18 protein-coding genes are annotated in these 25,049 nt (G+C 32.7%); 9 read left to right on the forward strand and 9 right to left on the reverse strand.

Annotated elements, in window-relative coordinates; genetic code table 11:
- Positions 1 to 69: 69 nt before the first annotated feature.
- From GQR97_RS14780 to GQR97_RS14805, 6 genes are read left to right on the forward strand one after another with little or no spacing between them, the layout of a single operon-like run.
- Positions 70 to 897, forward strand: coding sequence for an SDR family oxidoreductase (locus GQR97_RS14780; RefSeq protein ID WP_158849748.1), 828 nt, complete (start codon positions 70 to 72; stop codon positions 895 to 897).
- 55 nt (positions 898 to 952) lie between these two features.
- Positions 953 to 2,128: a mannonate dehydratase gene (uxuA, locus tag GQR97_RS14785; protein ID WP_158849750.1), complete on the forward strand. Its 1,176-nt coding sequence runs from the start codon at positions 953 to 955 to the stop codon at positions 2,126 to 2,128.
- Between the two features lie 3 nt (positions 2,129 to 2,131).
- Positions 2,132 to 3,544, forward strand: coding sequence for a glucuronate isomerase (uxaC, locus tag GQR97_RS14790; RefSeq protein ID WP_158849752.1), 1,413 nt, complete (start codon positions 2,132 to 2,134; stop codon positions 3,542 to 3,544).
- 33 nt (positions 3,545 to 3,577) lie between these two features.
- Positions 3,578 to 4,552, forward strand: coding sequence for a TRAP transporter substrate-binding protein (locus GQR97_RS14795; RefSeq protein WP_233267549.1), 975 nt, complete (start codon positions 3,578 to 3,580; stop codon positions 4,550 to 4,552).
- A 2-nt stretch (positions 4,553 to 4,554) separates the two neighbouring features.
- A complete protein-coding gene (locus tag GQR97_RS14800) occupies positions 4,555 to 5,046 on the forward strand; it encodes a TRAP transporter small permease (protein ID WP_158849754.1) in 492 nt (163 codons plus the stop codon).
- Positions 5,047 to 5,048: 2 nt separating this feature from the next.
- On the forward strand, positions 5,049 to 6,353 hold the full coding sequence (locus GQR97_RS14805; RefSeq protein WP_199269862.1) for a TRAP transporter large permease: 1,305 nt from the start codon (positions 5,049 to 5,051) through the stop codon (positions 6,351 to 6,353).
- 194 nt (positions 6,354 to 6,547) lie between these two features.
- Here the strand turns inward: GQR97_RS14805 and GQR97_RS14810 are convergent, their stop codons facing one another.
- The gene (locus GQR97_RS14810; protein WP_158849756.1) at positions 6,548 to 7,606 is read right to left on the reverse strand and encodes a phosphatidylinositol-specific phospholipase C1-like protein; all 1,059 of its coding nucleotides are present in this window, start codon (positions 7,604 to 7,606) and stop codon (positions 6,548 to 6,550) included.
- A 379-nt stretch (positions 7,607 to 7,985) separates the two neighbouring features.
- On the opposite strand from GQR97_RS14810, the gene GQR97_RS14815 reads away from it, so the two are divergent.
- A complete protein-coding gene (locus GQR97_RS14815; RefSeq protein WP_158849758.1) occupies positions 7,986 to 11,033 on the forward strand; it encodes a SusC/RagA family TonB-linked outer membrane protein in 3,048 nt (1,015 codons plus the stop codon).
- Positions 11,034 to 11,036: 3 nt separating this feature from the next.
- Positions 11,037 to 12,806, forward strand: coding sequence for a RagB/SusD family nutrient uptake outer membrane protein (locus GQR97_RS14820; protein WP_158849760.1), 1,770 nt, complete (start codon positions 11,037 to 11,039; stop codon positions 12,804 to 12,806).
- Between the two features lie 106 nt (positions 12,807 to 12,912).
- On the opposite strand, the gene GQR97_RS14825 is transcribed toward GQR97_RS14820, so the two are convergent.
- The 8 genes from GQR97_RS14825 to tsaD all read right to left on the reverse strand — a co-directional run bounded on the left by GQR97_RS14825 (position 12,913) and on the right by tsaD (position 20,447).
- The gene (locus GQR97_RS14825; protein WP_158849762.1) at positions 12,913 to 13,755 is read right to left on the reverse strand and encodes a phosphatase PAP2 family protein; all 843 of its coding nucleotides are present in this window, start codon (positions 13,753 to 13,755) and stop codon (positions 12,913 to 12,915) included.
- A gap of 161 nt (positions 13,756 to 13,916) precedes the next feature.
- Positions 13,917 to 15,098, reverse strand: coding sequence for a class I SAM-dependent methyltransferase (locus GQR97_RS14830; protein ID WP_158849764.1), 1,182 nt, complete (start codon positions 15,096 to 15,098; stop codon positions 13,917 to 13,919).
- A gap of 7 nt (positions 15,099 to 15,105) precedes the next feature.
- Positions 15,106 to 16,194 (reverse strand): AI-2E family transporter, encoded by a 1,089-nt coding sequence (locus GQR97_RS14835; protein WP_158849766.1) that lies wholly within the window; start codon positions 16,192 to 16,194, stop codon positions 15,106 to 15,108.
- A gap of 141 nt (positions 16,195 to 16,335) precedes the next feature.
- Positions 16,336 to 16,926, reverse strand: coding sequence for a TrmH family RNA methyltransferase (locus GQR97_RS14840; protein WP_317164060.1), 591 nt, complete (start codon positions 16,924 to 16,926; stop codon positions 16,336 to 16,338).
- 165 nt (positions 16,927 to 17,091) lie between these two features.
- A complete protein-coding gene (locus GQR97_RS14845) occupies positions 17,092 to 17,733 on the reverse strand; it encodes a DUF4159 domain-containing protein (RefSeq protein WP_158849767.1) in 642 nt (213 codons plus the stop codon).
- Between the two features lie 13 nt (positions 17,734 to 17,746).
- Positions 17,747 to 18,454, reverse strand: a complete 708-nt coding sequence (locus GQR97_RS14850) for a 16S rRNA (uracil(1498)-N(3))-methyltransferase (protein WP_158849769.1) — start codon at positions 18,452 to 18,454, stop codon at positions 17,747 to 17,749.
- Complete coding sequence (locus GQR97_RS14855) at positions 18,454 to 19,092, reverse strand: peptidylprolyl isomerase (RefSeq protein WP_158849771.1); 639 nt, start codon at positions 19,090 to 19,092, stop codon at positions 18,454 to 18,456. The genes GQR97_RS14850 and GQR97_RS14855 overlap by 1 nt, the downstream gene beginning before the upstream one ends.
- Positions 19,093 to 19,424: 332 nt before the next feature.
- A complete protein-coding gene (tsaD, locus tag GQR97_RS14860; protein ID WP_158849773.1) occupies positions 19,425 to 20,447 on the reverse strand; it encodes a tRNA (adenosine(37)-N6)-threonylcarbamoyltransferase complex transferase subunit TsaD in 1,023 nt (340 codons plus the stop codon).
- Between the two features lie 166 nt (positions 20,448 to 20,613).
- On the opposite strand from tsaD, the gene GQR97_RS14865 reads away from it, so the two are divergent.
- A complete protein-coding gene (locus GQR97_RS14865) occupies positions 20,614 to 24,987 on the forward strand; it encodes a translocation/assembly module TamB domain-containing protein (protein WP_158849775.1) in 4,374 nt (1,457 codons plus the stop codon).
- Positions 24,988 to 25,049 lie beyond the last annotated feature (62 nt).

A 25,049-nucleotide genomic window follows, 5' to 3' on the forward strand; every position in this document is an offset into this window, starting at 1 on the left:
TTTTTTTGTTATATTTGTGTGTGCGTACACGAAAACGTGCTATTAAAGAAAAATTCAACTATCAAAACTATGAGTAAAGTAATTGTTTTAACAGGAGCAGGAGGCGTTATTTGTGGCGCATTAGCCAAAGCATTAGCCAAAGAAGGTCATAAAATAGCCGTTCTAGATTTGCGCAAAGAAGCCGCAGATATTATTGCAAACGAGATTAATGCCGATGGAGGTGTTGCAATTGGTGTTGCTGCAAATGTTTTAGAAAAAGAATCGTTACAAGACGCTAAAGACATTGTGAATGCTAAATTAGGCCCTTGCGATATTTTAATAAACGGAGCAGGAGGAAACCACCCATTAGGAACAACTTCTAATCCTCATTTTGCTGAAGCAGATTTAGATAATAAAACAGAAGGATTTAAAACCTTTTTCGATTTAGATCCTACAGGAATTAAATTTGTATTCGATTTAAACTTTCTAGGCACTTTGTTACCAACACAAGTTTTTGCTAAAGATATGGTAGGCAAAAAAGGATGCAGTATTCTAAATATTTCATCTATGAATGCTTTTACACCGTTAACAAAAATACCAGCATACAGTGGTGCAAAAGCTGCCGTATCAAACTTTACACAATGGTTAGCAGTACACTTTTCTAAAGTGGGGATTCGTGTAAATGCATTAGCACCAGGTTTCTTTTTAACAGATCAAAACAGAAGTTTACTTACCGAAAGCGATGGTAGTTTAACACCACGTGGTAATCAAATTATAGAACAAACACCAATGGGTAAATTCGGTGAGCCGGAAGATCTAATAGGCACAACATTGTGGTTATGTGGAGAAGGCGCATCATTTGTAACAGGTGTTGTAATACCAATCGATGGCGGTTTTAGCGCTTATAGTGGTGTTTAAATAAATTAAAACTCTACGAGGTTTTCAAAACCTTGTAATAAAAGTATATAAAATTATGGAGCAAACATGGCGTTGGTATGGACCAAATGATCCCGTATCGTTATCCGATATAAAACAAGCAGGAGCAACCGGTGTTGTTTCGGCATTACATCATATTCCAAACGGACAAGTATGGACGGTAGAAGAGATTCAAAAAAGAAAAGATACTATTGAAAAAACGGGTCTTACTTGGAGTGTTGTAGAAAGTGTACCCGTGCATGAAACTATTAAAACGCGCTCTGGTAACTTTCAAGAGTATATAGATAATTATAAAACCAGTATTCAAAACTTAGCAAGTTGTGGTGTGCATATTGTATGTTATAATTTTATGCCTGTTTTAGATTGGACACGTACAGATTTAGGGTTTGAAGTGGAAGATGGATCTAAAGCTCTCCGGTTTGATGTGGTTGCTTTTGCGGCATTCGAGTTGTTTTTATTAAAACGCCCAGGTGCAGAAAATGATTATTCTTCAGAATTACAAGCCGAAGCTAAAGTTTACGCCGAGAATCTTTCCGAAGCCGATAAAAAACAATTAATTAATAATATTATTGCTGGATTACCAGGTGCTGAAGAGGGTTATACTTTAGAGCAATTTCAAACGATACTAGATACTTACGCCGATATTGATGCGCAAAAATTAAGAGAGAACTTAGCGGCATTTTTAAAGGAAATTATTCCTGTAGCATCTCAAAACGAGGTGTTAATGTGTATTCATCCAGATGATCCTCCTTATGCTATTTTAGGATTGCCAAGAGTGGTAAGTACAGAGGAAGATTATGCTTATTTATTTGCAGAAGTACCAGATAGATCGAACGGAATTACATTCTGTACAGGATCTTTAGGTGTTCGTGCCGATAATGATTTGGTGAAAATATTTGAGCGTTTTGCCGATCGTGTTCATTTTTTACATTTTAGAAGTACCCAACGTGATGCAAAAGGAAACTTTTATGAAGCCAATCATTTAGAGGGTGATGTTGATATGTATAGCGTAGTAAAAGCTGTAGTTTTTGAAGAAAGAAGACGAAAAGCTGCTGGTATGAAGGATGCTTTAATTCCAGTACGTCCCGATCATGGGCATCAAATGTTAGACGATTTAGGTAAGAAAACAAATCCAGGGTATTCTGGAATTGGAAGGTTGCGTGGTTTGGCAGAATTGAGAGGTTTAGAATTTGGAATTTCGAAAAGTTTATAAATTATGAGTACTATAAATTCAAAAAACTTTATAAATGATAATTTTTTACTGAATTCTGAAGTTGCTGAAACATTATACCATCAGTACGCTAAAGATTTACCAATTATAGATTATCATAATCACTTATCTGCTAAACAAATTGCCGAAAACAAACCTGTTAGAAATATAACAGAAGTTTGGTTAAAAGGCGATCACTATAAATGGCGTGGTATGCGCGCTAATGGTATTGAAGAGTTTAATATTACAGGAGAAGCATCATTAAAAGATAAATTTTTAAGCTGGGCGGAAACGGTACCTTATACTGTTAGAAACCCGCTTTTTCATTGGACGCAGTTAGAATTAAAACGTTATTTTGATATCGATGACATTCTGCAACCAAGTACAGCAGAATCTATTTACGAGAAAGCAAATAGTATTTTAGAAAATAAAACACCGGCGCAGCTTTTAGAAGATATGAAGGTAGAAGTGGTTTGTACAACCGACGATCCATCTGATGATTTATTATTCCACAAAGAGATTTCTAAAGGTGATTTTTATACTAAAGTATTACCAACTTTTAGAGCAGACAATCTTTTCTTTATAGGAAAATCGGATTTTTTAGACTATTTAAAAAAGCTTGGAAATACGGCTGGTTTTAAAATTGATTCTCTTGAAACCTTTTTAAAAGCGATAGATGAACGGATTGTTTATTTTAATGGATTAGGATGTAGATTATCTGATTTTGGAGTAGGTGAAGCCTTAGAAATGGTTGATTTTACCGATGAAGAGATTCATACTCTTTTCGAAAAGAAATTAAATAACGAAACCCTTTCAACTTTAGAAATAAACATATATCGCTCGTTTTTATTTTTATATTTAGGAAAAAAATATCACGAATTTAATTGGGTACAACAATACCATTTGGGACCAATAAGAAACAATAATTCTCGATTGGTATCGCAAGTTGGATTAGATGCTGGTTGCGATTCTATAGGCGATTTTCCGATGGCAGAATTTATGTCGAAATTGTTTAATACACTCGAATCAACAGGTCAATTAGCCAAAACGATAACTTATAATTTAAATCCATCACAAAATGAAGTATTCGCCACAATGATGGGGAATTTTCAAAGTGCAGATGCTCCTGGAAAAATGCAATGGGGTTCCGGTTGGTGGTTTTTAGATCAAAAAGATGGCATGGAAAAACAACTAAACACGCTTTCTAATATGGGCTTATTAAGCCGCTTTGTTGGGATGTTGACCGATAGTCGAAGCTTTTTATCTTTTCCAAGACATGAATATTTTAGAAGAATTTTATGTAACCTAATGGCAGAAGATATTAAAAGTGGACTTGTACCAAATGATATAGAATTTATAGGAAAAACAATTCAAGACATTTGCTATTATAACGCTGTTAAATATTTTAACTTTAAATAAATAGAGATCACCACTAAACTAAACTAAATAAGAATGATGAATAGAATAATATGTGCATTTTTAATTTTGTTCGTTATGCAGGGCTGCAAGAAAAACGACGATGTTAAAATGATGTATTTAGCGCATACATTACCACAAACACATCCCGTTCATAAAGGGATTTTAGAGTTTCAAAAAGCTTTAAATGAAAAATCGGGAGGAAAAATACAAATTAAAATTTTCCCTGATGGCCAATTGGGATCAGAACGTGAAGCCTTAGAATTACTTCAAATTGGAAGTGTAGCAGTAACTAAAGTTAGTGCAGCAACGTTATCTAATTTTGTGCCAGAATACCATATTTTAGGTATTCCATATTTATTCAGAAATAAACAACATCAATATGATGTTTTAGAAGGTGAAGTTGGAAAAGCTATTTTAGAGAAAGGTAGTAAATTTTGGTTACGAGGTTTGTGTTATTATGATGCGGGTAGCCGTAGTTTCTACACATCGAACAAAGCCATACGCAAACCAGAAGATTTAAAAGGTCTTAAAATTAGAGTGATGAATAACCAAATGGCTATTAATATGGTGGAAGCTTTAGGAGGCTCTCCAACACCAATGGCTTACGGAGAATTGTACACTGCTATACAGCAAGGCGTGGTTGATGGTGCTGAAAATAATCCTCCATCATTTGTATCTTCAAATCATTATGAAGTAAGCAAGTATTATACTTTAGATCAACATTCTTCTGTGCCAGACGTATTATTAATAGGTACAAAGTTTTGGAATAAATTAACCGATCAAGAAAAACAATGGGTTCAAGAAGCTGCAGATGAATCATCTCAAGCTGAAAAAGTATTTTGGCAAAATTCTGTTGAAGAATCTATGGCTACAGCAAGAAAAGCAGGTGTAGAAATTATAATTCCAGATAAATCTTTATTTCAAGAGCAATCAAAATCTGTGTTAGAAGGTTTCGAAAAAGAACATCCAGAAATGAGCGAACTTATCAACAAAATTAAAAACCAATAGGTATGAAAAAAGCAGATATTCTTTTTAATAAAGTATGTCGAATTATGGAAATTATTTTAGTTTTTATATTCGGTTTATTGGTTATAGATGTGTTAAGTCAGGTGTTTTCAAGATATGTTTTAAATACCTCGTTTGCCTTTACGGAGGAATTAGCTCGATTTTCTTTAATTTGGTTATCTATTCTTGGAGCTGCTTATTTAAGCGGAAAAAGAGAACACTTATCTATGGATTTCTTGTATCAAAAATTTTCAGGTAAAACAAAGAAAAAAGCACTCATTTTTATTGAAATCTGTATCTTTTTATTTGCCTTAATCGTTATGGTAATCGGTGGTTTCAATTTGGTTTATACTACATTACATTTAGGGCAATTATCTGGAACATTACGGATTCCTTTAGGTTACATTTATGCTATTTTACCAATAAGTGGCCTTTTTATTATGTGTTTTTCCGTGTATCATTTAGGAAAAATTAATGCTAACGAAATAACCGAATAATTATGAGTATTGAAGTAATAAGTATTATCGTATTATTTGTCAGTTTTTTTACACTATTAATGTTGAGAGTCCCAGTCGCTTATAGTATTGGTATTTCTACAACAATAAGTTTATTATTGAATATAGATAAATTACCAGGGTTAACAACCATTGCACAACGTATGACGACTGGTATTGATAGTTTTGCACTTTTAGCCATTCCGTTTTTTGTATTGGCAGGAGAAATTATGAAACAAGGCGGTATAGCCAACAGATTAATAAATTTTGCAAAATCTTTAGTAGCAAGTTTACCCGGAGGTTTAGCTTATGTTAATGTATTAGCGTCGATGTTATTTGGAGCTATTTCTGGGTCTGCCATTGCGGCAACTTCGGCCATTGGTAGTATTATGACCGATAGAATGGAAGAAGAAGGTTACCCAAGAGAATTTAGTGCATCGGTAAATATTACCTCGGCAACTACAGGATTGTTAATTCCGCCAAGTAATATTTTAATTGTTTACGCTTTAGCAAGTGGTGGTACAGCATCTGTGGCGGCACTATTTATTGCAGGTTATCTACCTGGAATTTTATTAGGTGTTGCAATTATGGCTTACATTGCTTTTGTAGCTATTACACGAAAATTTGCTAAAGGACATCGTGCACCATTGTCCTTAATATGGACGTATTTTAGAAAAGCTTTTTTTAGTTTATTACTATTAGTGATTGTTGTTGGTGGTATTGTAGCTGGTATTTTTACAGCAACCGAAGCCTCTGCTATTGCTGTTCTATATGCTGGTGTTTTAGCATTGATTTATGGTGATGTAAAAGCTAAAGATTTTCCTTCTATTTTATTAACTAGCGCAAAAACCACAGCGGTTGTAATGTTTTTAATTTGTACATCTATGGCGATGTCTTGGTTGTTTTCTTTTGAAGGTATTCCGGAACTTATAAGTAGTTTTTTATTGGAGCAATTCAGTAATAAAATCGTTATATTTTTAGTGATTAATTTAGTGCTTTTAATTATTGGAACTTTTATGGATATGACGCCAGCAGTTTTAATATTTACACCAATATTTTTACCAGTAGTGGTTGCATTAGGCATGGATCCTGTACATTTCGGTATTGTATTAGTACTTAACTTATGTATTGGGTTGTGTACGCCGCCCGTTGGAACTATTCTCTTTGTAGGTAGTGGAGTTGCTAATGTATCAGTCTCGCAAGTTATAAAACCATTAATTCCATTTTTGATTATAATGGTAGTTGTTTTACTTTTAATTACTTATATCCCTGCAATTTCAATGTTTTTACCGCAACTTTTAGGGTTGTAAGTATAAATATACTTAATCTAAATATTAAGGTTGAATTTCTAAAAACGCTCATTTTTTTATGGTGTTTCTAGAAATTCAACCTTATTTGTTTAAAAAATAAACTGTATAGCACGAGATTGGGGTGTTTTTCATGCTGAGAAAGGAGTGATTTTTTTGAAAAAATTCTCGATATATCTATTTTTTTTTAGGTAACCTTAATATTGCTTGTTAGAAACAGGGTTTTCTCTAACATAGGTTTTTCCTTTAAAAGAAATATGGTAATCACTTTCAAAAAAACGGCTAGGTAAGTAATAATCGGTAGTAATTATTTGTGCGCCAGATTTTTTTGCATCTTCGAAATGCGTATAATCGTTAGCTCTTGCTTCTTTAGTTCCAGCATCGGCACGTGTTCTAATAATATAGCCTTTAGAAACGAGGTTTGATATAGTAGAATCTTCTGGGTTATTTCTTATTAAAGCTGCGGCTTCTGGTGTTCCAGGTTCAGCATTTACAAATAATACACGGTTTTTTAAAGAAGGATGATTTTTTATATATAAAGCACGCTTAGCTTTTGCATCATCTAAAATAAAAAGAAACTTTCCGCGCGAAGCTTTTAAAGTTGGCCAGTTATTATTTAAAATAGCTTCTTCTAAGGTAACATGTGTACCTCTAACATCGTCTGGAGTTATAAGTTTATCTCTGCCAAGACCTGCAATTAAAGCATCATCTAAATTTTTAAAAGCGGCTTCAGTAAAGGCTTCAGGCGTTGTTCCAAATCTATTAGTCTCCCCATCTTTAGCTTCCAAAGTAATAAATACAGGTTCATGCGTTGGGTGTGCATCCGACCACGTTTTTATGGCTAGTAAACACGCTTCTAAAGTGTTGTAGTGTGTTCTAAAATCAATATCAGGTATGTGTAAAACTTTAAAACCTGGTTTTATCATGTCTTTGTTCATGTCAAAACCTTCTTGTGGCTCAGCAAGCTGTAACCCTTTAGGATTTGCAAATTTCCCACCTTCCGTGTCAACGTAAACATCTATTTCTAAATTTCGTAAACCTAAATCTAACTGTTCTGGTATCGTGATGTGATCGTATTGTATTGACTTCATTTTATCACTTTGCGATTCTAAAAAGGTATACAATTTATCTTCTATAGCCTTTTTATAACTGTTGTGAGAGCCAATAACTTGTATTTGGTTAATGTGTAAAGTATCGTGCTGTGCAAACATGTTAAAACTAAAAAACAGAAGGAGTAAAGTGCTGTAACGTTTCATAAAATAAGATTGAATTAAGGTCAACAAAAGTAGAACGTCAAGTTTAATGTTGTGTTAATAAATTGAAAACAAAATATAAAGATTTTCTTTCAGATTAATCAATTAAAAATTATTTAACGTATTGTTTTTTAGTGTTTTAATGTTTTTTTGTTGGGATTGTGAGTTATGCTTTATTTAATAATGAGATAACAATAAGGTAAAATAAAACGGCTTAATATTTTATTTTTTTGCAGTCTCTAAGATCACAAATTAATGTTAAATATTTAAACTCTCAACTTTATGTAACAATTAAAAGGAACCCTTATTTACAAATTAAAACCGTAGCTGCTGGAACAACTACGGCTAAATCATTAAGCATTGTAAAACCAATCACTTAAAAATGTACACTAAAAATAATTTTTTTACACTAAAAAACATAGCTTTTTTAGTTTTATCTATACTATTATACCAAAGCGGGTATTCACATAGTGTCTCAACAAGGTCTATAAATTTTTCAAAACAAGCTGTTCAAAAAACAGTTAATGGTGTTGTTGTAGACGAATCTGGAGTGCCATTGCCAGGTGCTACTATTGTTTTAAAAGGAACTTCTACAGGAGCTTCTACCGATTTTGATGGTCTATTTTCTATACAAGCAGCCATTGGGCAAACCTTGCAGATTTCTTTTGTAGGTTACGAAAGTAAGGATGTTGTTATTGCATCTACAGAGTTAAAAGTTTCTCTAAAGCCATTAAATGCCATGTTAGACGAGGTTCTAATTGTTGGTTATGGACAACAAACAAAAAAGGATTTAACAGGAGCTGTTACCCAGCTTTCTGCAGGCGATTTTAAAAAGGGAGTAAACCTATCTCCAGATAATTTATTACAAGGTAAAGTTGCTGGTGTTCGTGTGGTACAATCTAGTGGAGAACCAGGCGCTGGTGTTAATGTATCTATTCGTGGTGTGGGATCTATTCGTAGTGGTAGTTCCCCATTATTTGTTGTAGATGGAGTACCGTTAAGTAATAATAATGTTAGTGCGGCGAGCCCTAACGTTGGCTTAGGTAGCTCTAGTGCTAAAAACCCGTTAAACTTTTTAAACACAAGCGATATTGCTTCTATTACGGTTTTAAAAGATGCTTCGGCAGCAGCTATTTATGGAGCTAGAGGTTCTAACGGTGTTGTAATTATTACAACCAAAAAAGGAAAAACTGGCGATGCTACCATAACAGTAGATTCTTATTTAAGCGTTGCTTCTGTTATTAAAAAAACAGATGTTTTATCGGCTAGTGAATACAGAAATGCTATTACTGAGCCGGCTTACGATCACGGCGGAAATACAGATTGGCAAGACGAGTTGTTACGCAGTGCAGTTACACAAAACAATAATTTTTCGTTTGCAAAGAAAACGGAAACCGGAAATTACTACACCTCTCTATCTTTTATGGATCAAGAAGGGATTGTTGAAACTAGCGGATTTAAAAGAACTACAGCACGTTTAAATGCAGAAGAATCTTTTCTAGATAACAAACGATTAAAGGTTAAAGTGAATTTAACAGCGAGTCAAATTAACGAAACAGGAGTTCCTAATGGAGCTAATGCAGGTTCTGACGGACAGTTAATTATTCATGCTCTAATGGCCAACCCAACACAACCTGTTTTTACTGAAGATGGCGGTTTTACCAATTTCAACTTAAACCAGAATTACAACCCCATGTATTTGTTGGATATTTACGACGATCATACGCAAACGTTACGTGTTCTTGGTAACATAGAGACCTCGTTTAGAATTATTGATGGTTTAGAATATAAATTTAATTATGGTATAGACCGTTCGGTTTCCGAAAGAAATTCTACTATTTATCCAAACGCGACCGATAGAACTCCGGATGGTGCTTATGTTCAGAATAATTTAGATTCACAAAGTACTTTAATGGAGCATTATTTAACCTACCGTTTTGATTTAAATAAAAGCAAATTTGAAGTTTTAGGAGGGTTTTCTTATCAAGAATTCGATTTCTCAGGAACAAACTTTTCTTTAACAGGAATAGATGAGCAGGATACAGGTGTTGCACCAGAATACGATCCTGGTTATTCTGGAGAGCAATCTGGCGTTGGCGGATATGCACAAGTAAACGAGTTACAGTCTTACTTTGGAAGATTAAACTACAATTTTGACGATAAATATTTATTAACAGCATCTTTAAGAGCCGATGGTTCTACACGTTTTGGTGAGAATAATAAATATGGTTATTTCCCTTCTTTTGCATTAGGTTGGAATTTGGATAACGAAAACTTTATTGGAGAAGCAGAAAATATCGATCAATTAAAATTAAGAATGAGTTGGGGACAAACCGGTAACCAGGAAGTTCAAAATAAAATTACCCAAGCGAGTTACTCGCAATCGGCTTCTGGTGGATATTATTTGTATGATGATTATAACTTAATTAATGGTATTGTAGTAAACCGTACGGCTAATCCGGATTTAAAATGGGAAGTTGTAACGCAGCTTAACGTTGGTGTGGATTTTAGTTTATGGAACAATAAACTATACGGGTCTTTAGATTATTACAACAAAACAACAACCGATGCTATTTTAAATATACCATCCGAGCCATTGAGTCCAACTACAACAGTTTGGAAAAATATAGATGGAAAAATTGTAAACAAAGGATTCGAGTTTTCTTTAGGTACAAACCTTATAACAACCGACGATTTTTCATGGAACGTAGATGTTAATGGAGCAACATTAAACAATGAAATTCAAAATTTACCAGTATCAGAACTTTATTCTGGAGATGTTGCAGGCCCTGGTTTATCTGGTGTTTATGCTAATATTTACAAGAGTGGTTACGAGGCAGGTTCATTCTTTATGTTAAAGCATTTAGGTTTTGATGCCGACGGAAAGGATATTTTTGAAGATTTTAATAATGATAGCGTTATTAATACGGAAGATCGCCAAATATTCGAAGGTGCACTTCCAAACTTCACTTTTGGTTTAAATACAAATTTAAGTTACAAACGTTGGGATTTAAGCTTAGCATTTATTGGTCAAACAGGTGGTTTATTGGTTAACAATACCAACTTAGCATTAAACATTAATAATATTGTTTCGGATAGAAATGTATTATCAGAGTTTTATAACGATGGTGCAAGTTTCACTAACCAACCTCAATTATCTACGCTGTATTTAGAAAAATCTGATTTTATTCGCTTAAACAATGCAAGACTTGGATATTCTATAGATACCGATGCACTTAATATTACTTGGTTGCAAGGTCTAAATCTTTATGTAAGCGGACAAAACATTTTTACAATCACCAATTATTCAGGCTTCGATCCATTAGTAAACAGCCCTCGTGCTGCTGGAGGAAATCAATCTATTGGTATAGATTATACCACGTATCCTTCTTCAAGATCATTTTTACTTGGTGCAACTTTAAAACTATAATTTATGAAAATTTCAAACATAATATCAAAAACAGCTTCTGTTTTTATGCTTAGTACACTTGTTTTTAGTTGTACAGATTTAAATGAAGAAGTGATAGATGAAGTGATTGGAGGCGCAAGCTCTAATCCGGAAAGTGCTATGGCAGCTGCTTATGGGCAATTAGCAAATAGAACATTTACAGATCACGGAAACGTATTTGGTTTACAAGAATACCCTACCGATGAGTGTATGTTACCAACTCGAGGAAGTGATTGGGGCGATGGTGGAAAATGGCGTGCATTAACCGAGTTTACTTGGGGAACTAATAATGCGGCGGTTTCAGGAACTTGGAATAACTTAACAAGCGGTATTACAAAAACCTTAACAGCCATTGAGTCTTTAGAGGAAAATCCAGATTATGCCAATTACGATTTGTTTTTAGCAGAAGCGCGTGGTTTATTAGCACTTTATGTATACAATACCTTAGATTTATTCAACCAAGCACCATACAGAGATCCTTTTGCAGTAGGTGCTCCATTAGAAATTCTACAAGGAGAAACAGAAATGGACAACTTAATTTCCGATGTAGAAGCTATTATTCCTAGCCTTGTAAATTTAGGCGAAAACCAAACTTACAATGGTCGTTTTACTAAGCAAGCTGCTTATGCGTTATTGGCCGATATGTATTTGAATAGAGCCGTTTTTAAAGACCGTTATAATGCAAGTTCTAGTTTTAATTTTACTGAAACTGCGGTTGATAATGATGGAAATGATATGGATAAAGTAATTTATTACACATCACTTTTAATTAATGGAGGTTTTAGTTTAGAAAGTAATTATTTCGATAATTTTGCTATTGATAACACAAATGGGTTAGAAATTATTTTTGCTGTAGCTCAAGAAAATGACAATATTAGAACTAGCGATAACGATTTTGCATACATGTCTACTGGTCGTGCGCAAAAACAAACACCAGATAACCGCGGTACAAACGGATCTTGTGTAGAGCCTGAGTTTTACTATACATGGGATGGTAATCACGACGATCCTCGTTTTCATCGTTACTATCAATATAGTGATGGGACTTGGTTTATGAACGATGGCACAACAGAATCTGTACCTGCTGAAGATACAAGAACCGACACTGGAAAATTACGAGTACATTTTAACCGTGGTTTACAAGAAGGGCAACAGTATGGGCCAATATTAGATGGTGAAGGTGGTTTTAATATGACGACCGATGGGCGTATTGCTATCAGCATGTTATACATGGAAAAAAACACAAGTACGCCTATGGATTACACACCAGATTTAGATTTTAGCAATCCAGTAGAAGCCGTGTTTTCTCAAGATGAAATTAATCGTGGTGTACGTAATTTTAAATGGGAATTCGATCCAAATTATGGCAATGGAAACTCTGCAGTAGATGTGCCATTGTATCGATTAGGAGGTATGTATTGTATGCGTGCCGAAGCTTATTTCCGTAACGGAGAAACAGCTTTAGCGCTTGCTGATATCAATATGTTAAGAACCAGTAGAACGCGTGAAGCACTCTTCGGAAATGCGCCAGGTGTTGCTATTACTTCTTTAGATGAAACAACCCTATATAATGAGATTGGTTTCGAGATGTATTGGGAAATGTACCGAAGAAAACAAATGATACGTTTTGGAACTTTTGATGATGCCTACACTGCAAAATCTGCTACGGAACCGTATTTAAGAGTTTATGCTATTCCGCAGGCTACTATTGATGTAACCGATGAAATTAGTCAAAATTTCGGGTATATTAACTAAGCGTCAGTTTATTTAAACTGGTAATATTAAAAATCTCAGACTTTTGGTTTGGGATTTTTTTTGTTTGTAAATGGATGAAAATTTGAGTTTTCAGAAAAATTATTACTTAGTTAAAATTCAATTTAACACCAATTTGTCCTGGAGCAAATGTTAAATCCCAATGTACCTTTTTATTATTTTCATTATATTTCTGCTCATATCTGGAATCTAAATATTTATCAATAGATTCTACTATTAAGATACTCATTACGGTTCCAAATACAACATCAGAAAACCAATGTTTACTAATAATTATTCTTGTAAAACCTGGAATCATTCCTACTGTATAAATACCAGCTTTTACCCAAGGATTATTAAACTGTTTACCAATAGCATAAGCATTAGCAAAAGATAAAACGGTATGTCCAGAGAAAAAGGAGTTGTAACGTTCAGATTTCTCAAAAAACTTTAAATCAAAGTTATTTGCAGATTCTCCCGTTAAAGGTCTCGCTCTATTTAATATACGTATGCTAAGTTGTTGTAAAATACCTCCAGTAATGGTAGAGGCAATCATTAAAACTCCTGTTCGGCGTAGTTTTTCATTTTTTATAAATAAACCTGTAAAGTAAACAGCACTAGATAGTCCGTAATTACCTTCTGGTCGAGCATAATGGCCACCAAATTCTAGAAGATCGTTTGGTATATCATTTCGAATGCCATCAGTCCAATTATCAATTTCATCATCAGACAAAGTTAATATGGCGGTTCCAGTAGCAATTCCAGCAAAGTTAAGCCATTCTTTACCTTTCCAATGTGCTGGCCTGCTAAAAGCATGGCCAATACCACCTCCAATACTTCCTATATCATATTTGAAGTTTTGCCATGTTGTTTGGTTTTTTAATGATTCTATTGTTTGTCCACTAATATAACATGAGCACAAAAGTAAAAATAGAAAAAATATGTTTTTCATAAGTTAAATATAAGTAGGCAGTCTAAGGATGGCGTTTATAAAAAATTGTTGCAAATATAAATCATTATTTGGGGTACAGCTACATATTTTATAGTTGTATTGATGGTATAGTAATTTTGTCGAGTAGCCACTATTAAGAATGTAATAATTCTAATTTGGAACTATAATACTTTCTTGGCAACTAAAACTACCTTATTGTTCTCCATATTTGTTGTGAAGAATAGGTAGACTTCACCACCATCTTTAATATTAAGTTTTTTTCTGATATTTTGCACCGTTTCCGGGAAGTTTCTTGTGGTAATATTAGCTTTAATAAAACCTGCTTTTTTTATTGCTTTTTTGTTATAGGGGAGTATAGTTTCAATTTTAAAAGCCCTTCCGGGGAAAGTTCTAAGATTATCACTTGTATATAAATGCGAATGTTTATGAAGTTTAGAAACTATTAATTGTTTAGATATAGAATGGAAAGCGCCCGATTTTAAAATGGCAGCATTAGGCTCATATAAATAGGTGAGTGGCTTGCTATAACTTGAATCTGTTATTTTTTCTTCATTTAAAATAAAATTAAACGATTCAATATTATCTTTTTTTAAGTTAGAAGTTTCAATACTTATCTCTCCATTAAAATCGGATTCTAAAATCCAAAGCAATTCTTTTACTTCGTTATTTACAGCAATAACATGTATAGTTTTTACATGTTTTAATTCACCAATACCAACCGAAAAATCGAGTAGTGGTGATGTTTTTATCATGATGTTTTTACTGCGTTTAAAGAGTAAATCTAAATGCTCAGGAACATTTGGCAAACAGTCGTTTAAAAAAAAAACTTTGCCTTTGCTGTCGTGTCTCCTAGAAGGATCGATATAAATCCAATCGAAACTAGACGTGCTGCTTTTTAAATACTCTACGCCATCTGTACATGGCGTTTCAATATTTTCAATGCCAAGTTGTTTGTAGTTGTGTTTTACTATTTGCGAGAGTTGTGGGTTTATTTCGCAATGTGTTACGCTTTTAAAGCGTTTAGAAAAGTATAAGCAATCTACGCCAAAACCGCCAGTTAAGTCTATTACAGTTTCGCCTTGCATTAAATTGGCTTTGTGTTGCGCTGTAATTTCCGAAGAAGTTTGCTCAATATTTAGCTTATTAGGAAAATAGATATTTTGAGTATTAAACCAAGTAGGTAATTTTTTTTCACTTCGTTTTTTTGCTTCAATTTGTTCTATAATAGCACTAGTTTCAATATCAGGAAAGTTGGTGCCTTTTAATAAAACAGATGTAATATCTGCATGTAAATTGGCATCAATAAATTTTTGAGTTTCCGTATTTAAAATAGAGGTATTCAAACTAGAATTATAATCCTTTAGTTAGTTTTTTTACAATTTTGTTTTCTGCCAAAAACTCTTTTAAAATCACTTTTATAACGGTGTAAGCAGGCACTGCTATAATTAAACCAATAATACCGAAAAGGATTCCCGTTATTAAAATAATCAAGAATATTTCTAAAGGATGTGATTTTACACTTTTAGAAAATATAATGGGTTGACTTCCAAAATTATCAATTAATTGCCCAATCATGAATACAATAAATACCCAAAAGGTTTTTGGTAAAATAACATTACTAAAGCTTTCGTCTAAATTGCTTGTCATGGTTAGGATAAGCATCAAAGCAGCTCCAATTAGTGGGCCAACGTAAGGAATAAGGTTTAACAAAGCGCATAAAAATGCAATAACAATAGCATTTTCTACACCAATAATTAGTAAACCAATGGTATAAATAATGAATAAAATTAATATTTGAAAAATAAGACCTACGAAATAACGTGATAATAAATCCTTAATTTTAGTTGAAGAGTTTTTCCAGCGAGACTCTTTGTTTTCTGGTATAAAAGTGAGTAAGCCATTTTCGAACAAACGGCTATCTTTTAAAAAGAAAAAAGAAATAAACAACACAGAAAAGAAGCCTATACTAAAACTACCAAGTCCACTTAAAACCGAGTTTAAAAAATCGGGAATCATGGCGAAATTAACTTTTGATAGTAGATTAGAATCTTTTAAAGATTGCTCAACATCAATTTCATGCAAATCGAAATAAGTCATAAATTGGACATATAAATTCTCGATATTGCCTTGTAATGCGTCAATATCTAAAAGTGATAAATTTTGTCCTTGTTTAATAATTAAAGGAATAAACAAACCTACCAAACCGATAAATAAACTAAGTAAAATGAGCATAGTTACAATTACAGCAATGGTATTTTTAAATTTTAATTTACGCTCTAAGAACAAGACTATTGGACGTCCAATTAACGAAATTACTGCTGCTATAGCCACGTAACCAATCACCGATTGTATTTGGTATAGAAAATATAAAGTAAGCGCTACGCCTAGAACTATGGCAATGGCTTTGAGTATACCGTTTGAAATAGTGTTTGAATTCATGTTGTAAATATAATATTATTTAGGGCTAAATTTTTAAGACTTGTAGAGTTTTTGAAACTTGATTTACTTTTAGAAGATTTCAACGAGCTCAGTCTAACAATAATATTTAAATAGACATCATAAACGGTAGACGGTTTAGTTTTAAAAAAGTTGCTTAGTTATCTCGTAAACTGCAATATTTGTAGCTTGTACAACATTCATGCTACTGTTCTGACCAAACATATCAATATGAATTACATTATCGGAAAGATTTAAAATAACTTCGGATACTCCGAAGTTTTCATCGCCAATAACTAAAACTATTGGTTTTTCAGTTGAAAACTTAGCGGTATGGATAGGTTGACTTTTATCCGTTATTTCTAAAGAAATGATTTGATGATTATTATTTTTAAATTCTTTAACAACTTCTATAGCCGATTCATAAATTTCATAATTAACTACTTTTTCTGTTGCTCGAGATGTTTTTGATACTTTACGCCCCAACTGAATATTTTCACCGCAAAGCACTAGTTTTTCAACACCAAAAGCATCGGCCATTCTAAACAAACTACCAATATTTGGTGCATTAGTTACATTGTCGCAAACCAATGTTATTGGGAATGTGCGTTTCTTGAAGTTGGAAGTGTAGTGGGTGAGTTGCAATTTTGTTCTGTTATTAGTTGTGTTTTTTTTATTAATTAAGGTGAAAAGCCTTTCCGCAAATATAGCTAGAATGACTGGTTCTATATCCAAAGCAACATGTTATGCCATCAGGACATTCATCATAATGAAAATTAGAAAAACCAGTTGAATAGGTATTATTATTTATGTTATTTAAAGGTTGAAAGATTAACAATGTAATAATGATAAATGCTATACTTTTTAGATGAAAGGATGATTTTTTCATACGTTTAATCTCTAATTCTCAAAAACATATTTTATAATATTAGCTCCCATTTTCAAGGCTTTTTCTCTAACATTGGCAGGATCATTATGTACTTCTGGATCTTCCCAACCATCTCCTAAATCACTTTCATAAGTAAATAATAGAATCAATCTGTCCTTTTCAAAAAGGCCAAATGCTTGTGGGCGTTTACCATCATGTTCATGTATTTTCGGTAAGCCTTTTGGAAAGTTAAAAACCGAACTAAAAATAGGGTGGTTTGCAGGCAGTTCAATTAAATCTTTATTCGGAAATACTTTTTTGAGTTCTTTAGTAATGTAAGGCTGCATCCCGTAATTATCATCGATATGTAAAAATCCTCCTGAAATTAAATAGTTTCTCAGATTTTCGATATCTGTTTCGCTAAAAAACACATTGCCATGTCCTGTCATGTGTAAAAAAGGATATTGAAAAATATCGGGACTGCTAACTTCTACATTTTCTACTTTCGGGTTTATTTTGGTGTCAATATTTTCATTACAAAACCTTATTAAATTTGGTAATGCTGTTGGGTTACCATACCAATCGCCACCGCCTTGATACTTCAGGATAGCCAAATCTTGCGGAAAGCAAGCTATCGAAAATAGACAAAATAAAATGAGCGAAATGAATTTCATGTTTTAAGCTTTGTTACATTTCATTAATAAACGCTACGGAATGGCAGGCAACAATAGCTGCTGTTTCTGTACGTAAACGTGTTTCTCCCAAAGTTACAGGAATAAAATCATTTTGAAGTGCTAGTTCTATTTCTTTAATCGAAAAATCGCCTTCGGGACCAATTAAAATGGTGATATCTTGTTTAGGCTTAAGCTCATTTTTTAGTGATTTTTTATCAGTTTCCTCACAATGCGCTATAAATAAATCACCAAGAAAATCTTGTTTTATAAAATTTTTAAAAGAAACAGCCTCATTTAATTTTGGTAAATAACAGCTTAGAGATTGTTTTGCGGCCGATTGTATAATGCGCTCAAAACGTTCTGCTTTAATAATTTTGCGTTCGCTATGATCGCATATAATAGGCGTAATGCTATCGATTCCAATTTCGGTAGCTTTTTCTAAAAACCACTCGTAGCGGTCGTTCATTTTGGTAGGAGCAACCGCTAGGTGTAGATTATATTTTTGTTTGGGCTGTAATGTTTTAGATGTAATTTCTGCGGTACATTTATTAATGTTTGGTATAGAAATTTTTGCAGAGAATAACCAGCCTTTCCCGTTAGTTATGTGTAAAGTATCGCCAACTTGTTTACGCAACACTTTTACAATATGTCTGCTTTCTTCTTTTTCGAAAGAGAATTGCGTGGTGTTTTCGTTTATGTTGGGATTATAAAATAATTGCATTAATTTTTGGCTTCAACAATTTTCAAAACTTCAATTTCCGCAATGTCTTTTGGTTCATGAGTTTTCAATACCACATAATACCAATTTTTTTCGGGAATATCAATAGTGAAAATATCATTTAATTGGTGACCTCCGTTAGCAATCTCGTTGTCAAAATCGGGATGTACATCAGTCGATAAAAACCAACCTAGATCTCCTCCTTTATTTGCGTTATCATCCATGGAGTATTGTTTCGATAAAAAGTCGAATGGTGCACCATTATTAAATTTTGCTATAATTTTATCACGTAAGTTGTTTATTTCTTCTAGGCTATATTTTGTGCCATCTAGATAAATATAAGAAACTCTATTGTATGTTTTTTTATTTTTTTCAACGACTTTATAAGCGGTTTTTTCAAATTCGTTTTCATAAACCTTAGTGCCTCCAAGGCGTAGGTCGAAAAGATCTGTTGTTAAACTTGTTTTGTGCTTTTCCTCGTTAAAGGTAATTAGCTTATTTTTTTTCGAGTGCTTGGATTCTAAAAATTGCTCGATTTGCTCCGGAGTTTCAACAAGTTCTAATTGTTTTTCTATTGATTTTTGAGCGTTTAAAATGGAAGAAAAGCCTATGAAGGCTAGAATAAATATAGGTTTTATCATAATATATGGGGTATATTTTAACGCCAAATTTAGAGTTAATGTTTGTGATATGAAAGAAGAAATATTAAGTTATTAACAATTTATTGTTGATAACTTCAAAATCAGGCAATTAAATTAGTCTTTTTTTTAATTTTGAATAGAAGAAGAAAAGTAAACTTAAAACAAATAAAATTTCTGTTATTATAATGAAAACAGGTTATAATAAATTTTGTTTCAGATACATTTAACACAGCAACAGCGACAGAATTGAACAAACATGCACTGATGATACCTCATAAAAGAGCTAAGCTCTAAATGTAAATTTGAGTTTTTTGTTTCTTCAGATTAAAAAATTATATTTTCAATCGAGCAGATGCTACAATATCTTGTTCTGCAAAATCACCTTCCAAGAATTTCAAATAACCCACAATAGCAATCATTGCAGCGTTATCTGTGGTAAATTCAAACTTAGGAATGTAAGTTGTCCATCCAAATTTTTGTTCACCATCTTTTAAGGCTTGCCGTATTCCTGAATTAGCCGATACGCCACCTCCAATAGCAATATGGGTTATGCCTGTTTCTTTTGTAGCGAGTTTCAATTTATCAATTAAAATTCCGATAATGGTATATTGAATTGAGGCGCAAATATCATTTAAGTTCTCGGCGATAAAATTTGGATTTGCTTTAACTTCTCTTTGAATAAAATATAAAACAGCTGTTTTGAAACCGGAAAAACTAAAATTTAACCCAGCAACTTTTGGTTTTGTAAACTTAAAGGCTTTTGGGTTTCCTAATTTGGCACGTTTATCAATTTCTGGACCAGCAGGATAGCCTAATCCTAAAATTTTTCCGCTTTTATCAAAGGCTTCTCCTACAGCATCATCGATGGTTTCTCCAATAACTGTCATTTCAAAATAAGAATCTACTCGAACAATTTGTGTATGTCCGCCCGAAATAGTCATGGCTAAAAACGGAAAAGTTGGCTTATCAAAGCCTTCTTCATCTATAAAATGTGCCAAGATATGCCCCTGCATATGGTTTACATCTATCAACGGAATATTTAATCCATAGGCTAGCGATTTCGAAAAAGATGTGCCAACTAGTAAACTCCCCATTAATCCGGGACCACGTGTAAAAGCTATAGCATTGAGCTGTTCTTTTGTAATATTAGCCTTTTTAAGAGCTTGGTAAACAACCGGAACTATGTTTTGTTGGTGGGCTCGCGAAGCTAGTTCTGGCACAACACCGCCGAATTCTTCGTGTATTTTTTGGGTCGCGACAACATTACTTAAAATTTTACCGTTGTGTATTACGGAAGCCGCTGTATCATCGCAAGATGACTCAATTCCGAGTATATAAATATTTTGTTCCTTCATTAGTGAATTTTAGGCACAATAATTGTTAATTTTGAATCCGAATAAATGAATTAATAGATTCTATTTATTTCGAATTGCAAAAATAGTTTATTCTAAATAAAATTATAACGATAAGGGTATCAAAAAATTTCTAAAAATACTATTAAAAATAGCAGGTATATTGCTAATGCTATTCATCATTTTGGTGTTGATTCTTTCTATTCCTGCCATACAAACTGGGCTTGGAAATTATGTAACCAAGCGTATAAATAACGATTTTAAAACCAATATAAATGTTGATAAAGTAAGCTTGCAGTTTAATGGAGATGTTGAGCTTAAACAAATTTATATTCAAGATTATAAACAAGATACACTTATAAGTATTGCTGAATTAAATACGTCTATTTTGGGTGTTAGAAACTTGGTGAATGGGCAGCTCGTATTTGGTGATATTGATATTGAGAACCTTAATTTTTATATTAAAACTTATAAAGGAGAATCTGATACCAATCTAGATGTTTTTGTTGCTCGATTTGATAGCGATAACCCAAGAACAGAAAAAAGCAGTTTTTTATTATCTTCCAGTGATGTTTCTATTTATAACAGTGTTTTTATGCTTTTAGATGAAAATAGAGAGACTACAAAAATACTTCATTTTGAAGATTTAAATATTAACGCTACCAATTTTTTAATTAATGGAAGTGATGTAAATGCCAGAATAAACACTCTAAATTTTAGGGATAGCCGAGGCGTTACGGTAAAGAATATGATGACTAATTTTAGTTACACCTTAACCGAAATGAATTTTGCTAACCTAGACATTAAAACCCCAAATTCTGAATTAAAAGGCGATTTGAAGTTCTCGTACGATAGAGCTGATTTTAAATACTTTACAGATAAGGTTTTGGTGTCTGCAAGTTTTAAAGATTCTAAAGTTCAGTTAGATGAATTGAATACTTTTTATAACGAGTTTGGTGTAAATCAAACCGCAACTTTTAGTACCGAAATATCTGGAACATTAAATAATCTACAAACCTATAATTTAAAATTAAATACCAATAGAAAGACCCGAATTTACGGAGATATTAACTTTAAAAACTTGTTTAATAAGGAGGAAGGTAATTTTTATATGACGGGTAATTTTAGAAACCTATCATCTACTTATAAAGATTTAAAAAGTTTGTTGCCAAATGTCTTGGGAGCTGCTATTCCGTCATCGTTTGATAGATTAGGCTATTTTACGGTTGTTGGCAATTCTCAAGTTACATCGTCTACTGTAGTTGCAGATATTCAGATAGATACCGAGTTGGGTTTTGTAGATTCAAACTTAGAAATAAACAAAATAAACGATATTGATAATGCTGCTTACAAAGGTAATATTATTTTTACTGAGTTCGATTTCGGGACCTTTTTAAATGCGCCAGAAGTTGGTAGAGCGTCTTTAAATTTTGATGTAGATGGTAATGGTTTTGTCACTAAAACTATTAATACTAAGGTAAAAGGTGATGTTTTTGAAATTGAATATAACAACTATAAATATCAAGGTGTTAAAGTAGCTGGAAATGTAAAAAACAACATTTTTGATGGAAACCTTATTACCAACGATAAAAACTTAAAACTTAATTTTACTGGGCTTGTAGATTTTTCAGAAGCTATAAATAAATACGATTTTGAAGCCAAGGTTGATTATGCCAATTTAAATGCATTAAACTTCATTAAAAAAGATAGTATTTCCATTTTTAGAAGTGTTGTAAAAATGAATATGAACGCGAGTAATTATGATGATGCTCACGGTAAAATTTCATTTAGAAAAACGAAGTATAAAAATGAAAACGATACGTATTATTTTGATAAATTTGATGTTTCTTCTCGTTTTAGCGAAGGTTTACGTTATATAGAAATTAATTCGCCAGATATTATTGAAGGCGAGCTTAAAGGGCGGTTTAAGTTTAAGGAGCTTAAAAAATTGTTCGAGAATTCTATTGGCTACATTTATACTAATTATATTCCAAATAAGATAGAAGACAATCAAAGTATCGATTTTAATTTCACAATTTATAATAAAATTGTAGAAGTTATTTATCCGGAACTGGAATTGGCAAAAAACACTTTTATTCGTGGGCAAGTAGAAAGTGATGAAAGCCAATTTAAACTCACTTTTAAATCACCTAAAATTAAACTTTCAAATTATTTTGCAAACAACATCGAGTTGCAAGTAGATAATAGTAATCCAGTTTTTAATACGTTCGTAGAAATCGATAGTTTAAATACCAAATATTACAATGTTTCTAATTTTAATTTAATTAATGTTACCGTTAATGATACGTTGTTTATGCGATCGGAATTTAAAGGCGGAAAGCGTAATAAAGATAATTACAACCTAAGTTTTTATCATACTATAAATGAAGCAAATGAATCTGTTATAGGTTTTAAACAATCGGATGTTACAATAAAGGATAATAAATGGAACATCAATGAATTACAAGATAAGTTCCATAAAATATCTTTTGATAAAAAGTTTACAAAATTCAATATAGATAAGTTTAGAATTAATCATAATAATGAAGAAATTAGACTTTCGGGTTTTCTTAGGGATTCAACAGAAAAAGATTTAAAGCTTAATTTTACAAATGTCGATTTAACTAAAATAACGCCAGATATTGATAGTTTAACCCTATCAGGAAATGTAAATGGAAAGTTAGACTTATTGCAGCAAAATGGCAATTATTTACCGAATTCTAGTATTATAATTGACAATTTTAGGGTGAACGATTTTCTTCTTGGTTCTTTCGATGCTAATATTATTGGTAACGAATCGCTTACAAATTATAGCGTAGATGCTACAATAAAAAATGACGATTCGGATTCCTTTACAGCAAAAGGAGATATTTATGTAGCCGGAAAACAATCTAAAATTGATGTCGATTTAATGTTCGATGGTTTCGATTTATATCCATTAAATCCGTTATTAAGAGATGTTTTAAGTAATATTAGGGGTAAGGCCGAAGGAAAAGTAAAAGTAGTTGGAGATTTAGCTAAACCTAATTTTAATGGCGAGCTTTTATTAAAAAATGCCGGTTTGGGTATTCCTTTTTTAAATGTAGATTACGCTTTTGCGGAAAAGTCTTCCGTTTCCTTAAAAAATCAAAGTTTTATTTTTAATAATATCAATATAACCGATACTAAGTATAATACTAAAGGATTACTTAAAGGAGATTTAAGCCATGTTAATTTTGGTAAATGGAGTTTAGGCCTCGATCTATCAACTAAAAACTTATTGGTTTTGGACACTAAAGAAACCGAAGATGCCTTGTACTATGGTACGGGGTTTATTGGAGGAGAAGCTAGTATTTCTGGGCCAACCTCCGAGTTAAGAATAAATGTAATTGGCGAAACCAAAGCAGGTACAGTATTTAAAATACCGCTAAACGATGCCGAATCTTTTGGAGATAATACTTTTATTCATTTTATTACAAAAGAAGAAAAAGAAGCGAGAAATAAAGGTATAGAGCTTGTTTTTGAGGAAATAAAAGGATTAGAACTCGATTTTGATTTGGATGTTACCGAAGATGCTGAAGTTGAAATTATTATTGATAAAAACTCTGGTCACTCTTTAAAAGGACGAGGACGTGGAGGCTTGTTGGTTGAAATTAATACTAATGGTAAGTTTAATATGTGGGGGGATTTTGCGGTATTCGAAGGGGTTTATAATTTTGCCTATGGTGGCTTTGTTCAAAAACAATTTATAGTACAACCCGGTGGCACTTTAGCTTGGGAAGGCGACCCGCTTGATGCTTTAATTAATATGAAAGCTGTTTACAAAACACAAGCTAATCCATCGCCTTTGCTTGATACTCCTATTAATAGAACCATTCCTGTTGAGTTAAATATTGCATTAACTGGAAATTTAGAGCAACCTATTCCAGATTTCAGCTTTGAGTTTCCTAATGTAAATTCTACTATAAAATCTGAGTTAAATTATCGTTTAGAGTCGGAGAGTGATCGTCAGGATCAAGCCTTGTATTTAGTTTCAACAGGTTCCTTTTCAGGAGGTATAGATGAGCTTAATTTCTCTGGTACTATTGCAGAAAGACTTAATGGCATCATTAATAGTGTGTTTTCTAATGGTGATGGCAAACTTAATTTAGGCTTAAATTATGAAGCTGGACAAAACACTCCCGATTATCAAACCGATGATAGAGTAGGTTTAACGCTTCAAACTCAAATTAGCGACCGTGTGCTTATTAATGGTAAAGTTGGTGTTCCTGTCGGTGGAGCTAGTGATACGGTTATTGCTGGCGATGTAGAAGTGTCTTTTCTTTTAAATGATGATGGAACTTTAACAGCTAAAGTCTTCAATCGTGAAAACAGTATACGTAATTTTGGTGAAGATATTGGATATACCCAGGGTGTAGGACTTTCTTATAATGTGGATTTTGATACATTTAGAGAATTACTTCAAAAAATATTCAAAAAGAAATCCGAAACCGAAAATGAAGTCTTGGAGCAACCTAAGAAAGAAGCGGAAAGCGCCTTACCTGATTTTATTTCTGTAAAATAGGCTTCAACAGACTAGAAGTTTTTTAAAAATTCTCATTTAAATTAACTCAAATTGGTTATTGT

This window comes from Algibacter sp. L1A34 (assembly GCF_009796805.1).
Lineage (GTDB): Bacteria > Bacteroidota > Bacteroidia > Flavobacteriales > Flavobacteriaceae > Algibacter.

Coding starts and splice junctions, on each gene's coding strand:
- uxuA (WP_158849750.1), top strand. CDS start 953: ATGGAGCAAACATGGCGTTGGTATGGACCAAATGATCCCGTATCGTTA.
- GQR97_RS14855 (WP_158849771.1), bottom strand. CDS start 19,092: ATGATAAAACCTATATTTATTCTAGCCTTCATAGGCTTTTCTTCCATT.
- GQR97_RS14865 (WP_158849775.1), top strand. CDS start 20,614: ATGCTATTCATCATTTTGGTGTTGATTCTTTCTATTCCTGCCATACAA.
- GQR97_RS14815 (WP_158849758.1), top strand. CDS start 7,986: ATGTACACTAAAAATAATTTTTTTACACTAAAAAACATAGCTTTTTTA.
- GQR97_RS14795 (WP_233267549.1), top strand. CDS start 3,578: ATGATGAATAGAATAATATGTGCATTTTTAATTTTGTTCGTTATGCAG.
- GQR97_RS14820 (WP_158849760.1), top strand. CDS start 11,037: ATGAAAATTTCAAACATAATATCAAAAACAGCTTCTGTTTTTATGCTT.
- GQR97_RS14835 (WP_158849766.1), bottom strand. CDS start 16,194: ATGAATTCAAACACTATTTCAAACGGTATACTCAAAGCCATTGCCATA.
- GQR97_RS14780 (WP_158849748.1), top strand. CDS start 70: ATGAGTAAAGTAATTGTTTTAACAGGAGCAGGAGGCGTTATTTGTGGC.
- GQR97_RS14850 (WP_158849769.1), bottom strand. CDS start 18,454: ATGCAATTATTTTATAATCCCAACATAAACGAAAACACCACGCAATTC.
- uxaC (WP_158849752.1), top strand. CDS start 2,132: ATGAGTACTATAAATTCAAAAAACTTTATAAATGATAATTTTTTACTG.
- GQR97_RS14825 (WP_158849762.1), bottom strand. CDS start 13,755: ATGAAAAACATATTTTTTCTATTTTTACTTTTGTGCTCATGTTATATT.
- GQR97_RS14800 (WP_158849754.1), top strand. CDS start 4,555: ATGAAAAAAGCAGATATTCTTTTTAATAAAGTATGTCGAATTATGGAA.
- tsaD (WP_158849773.1), bottom strand. CDS start 20,447: ATGAAGGAACAAAATATTTATATACTCGGAATTGAGTCATCTTGCGAT.
- GQR97_RS14810 (WP_158849756.1), bottom strand. CDS start 7,606: ATGAAACGTTACAGCACTTTACTCCTTCTGTTTTTTAGTTTTAACATG.
- GQR97_RS14805 (WP_199269862.1), top strand. CDS start 5,049: ATGAGTATTGAAGTAATAAGTATTATCGTATTATTTGTCAGTTTTTTT.
- GQR97_RS14845 (WP_158849767.1), bottom strand. CDS start 17,733: ATGAAATTCATTTCGCTCATTTTATTTTGTCTATTTTCGATAGCTTGC.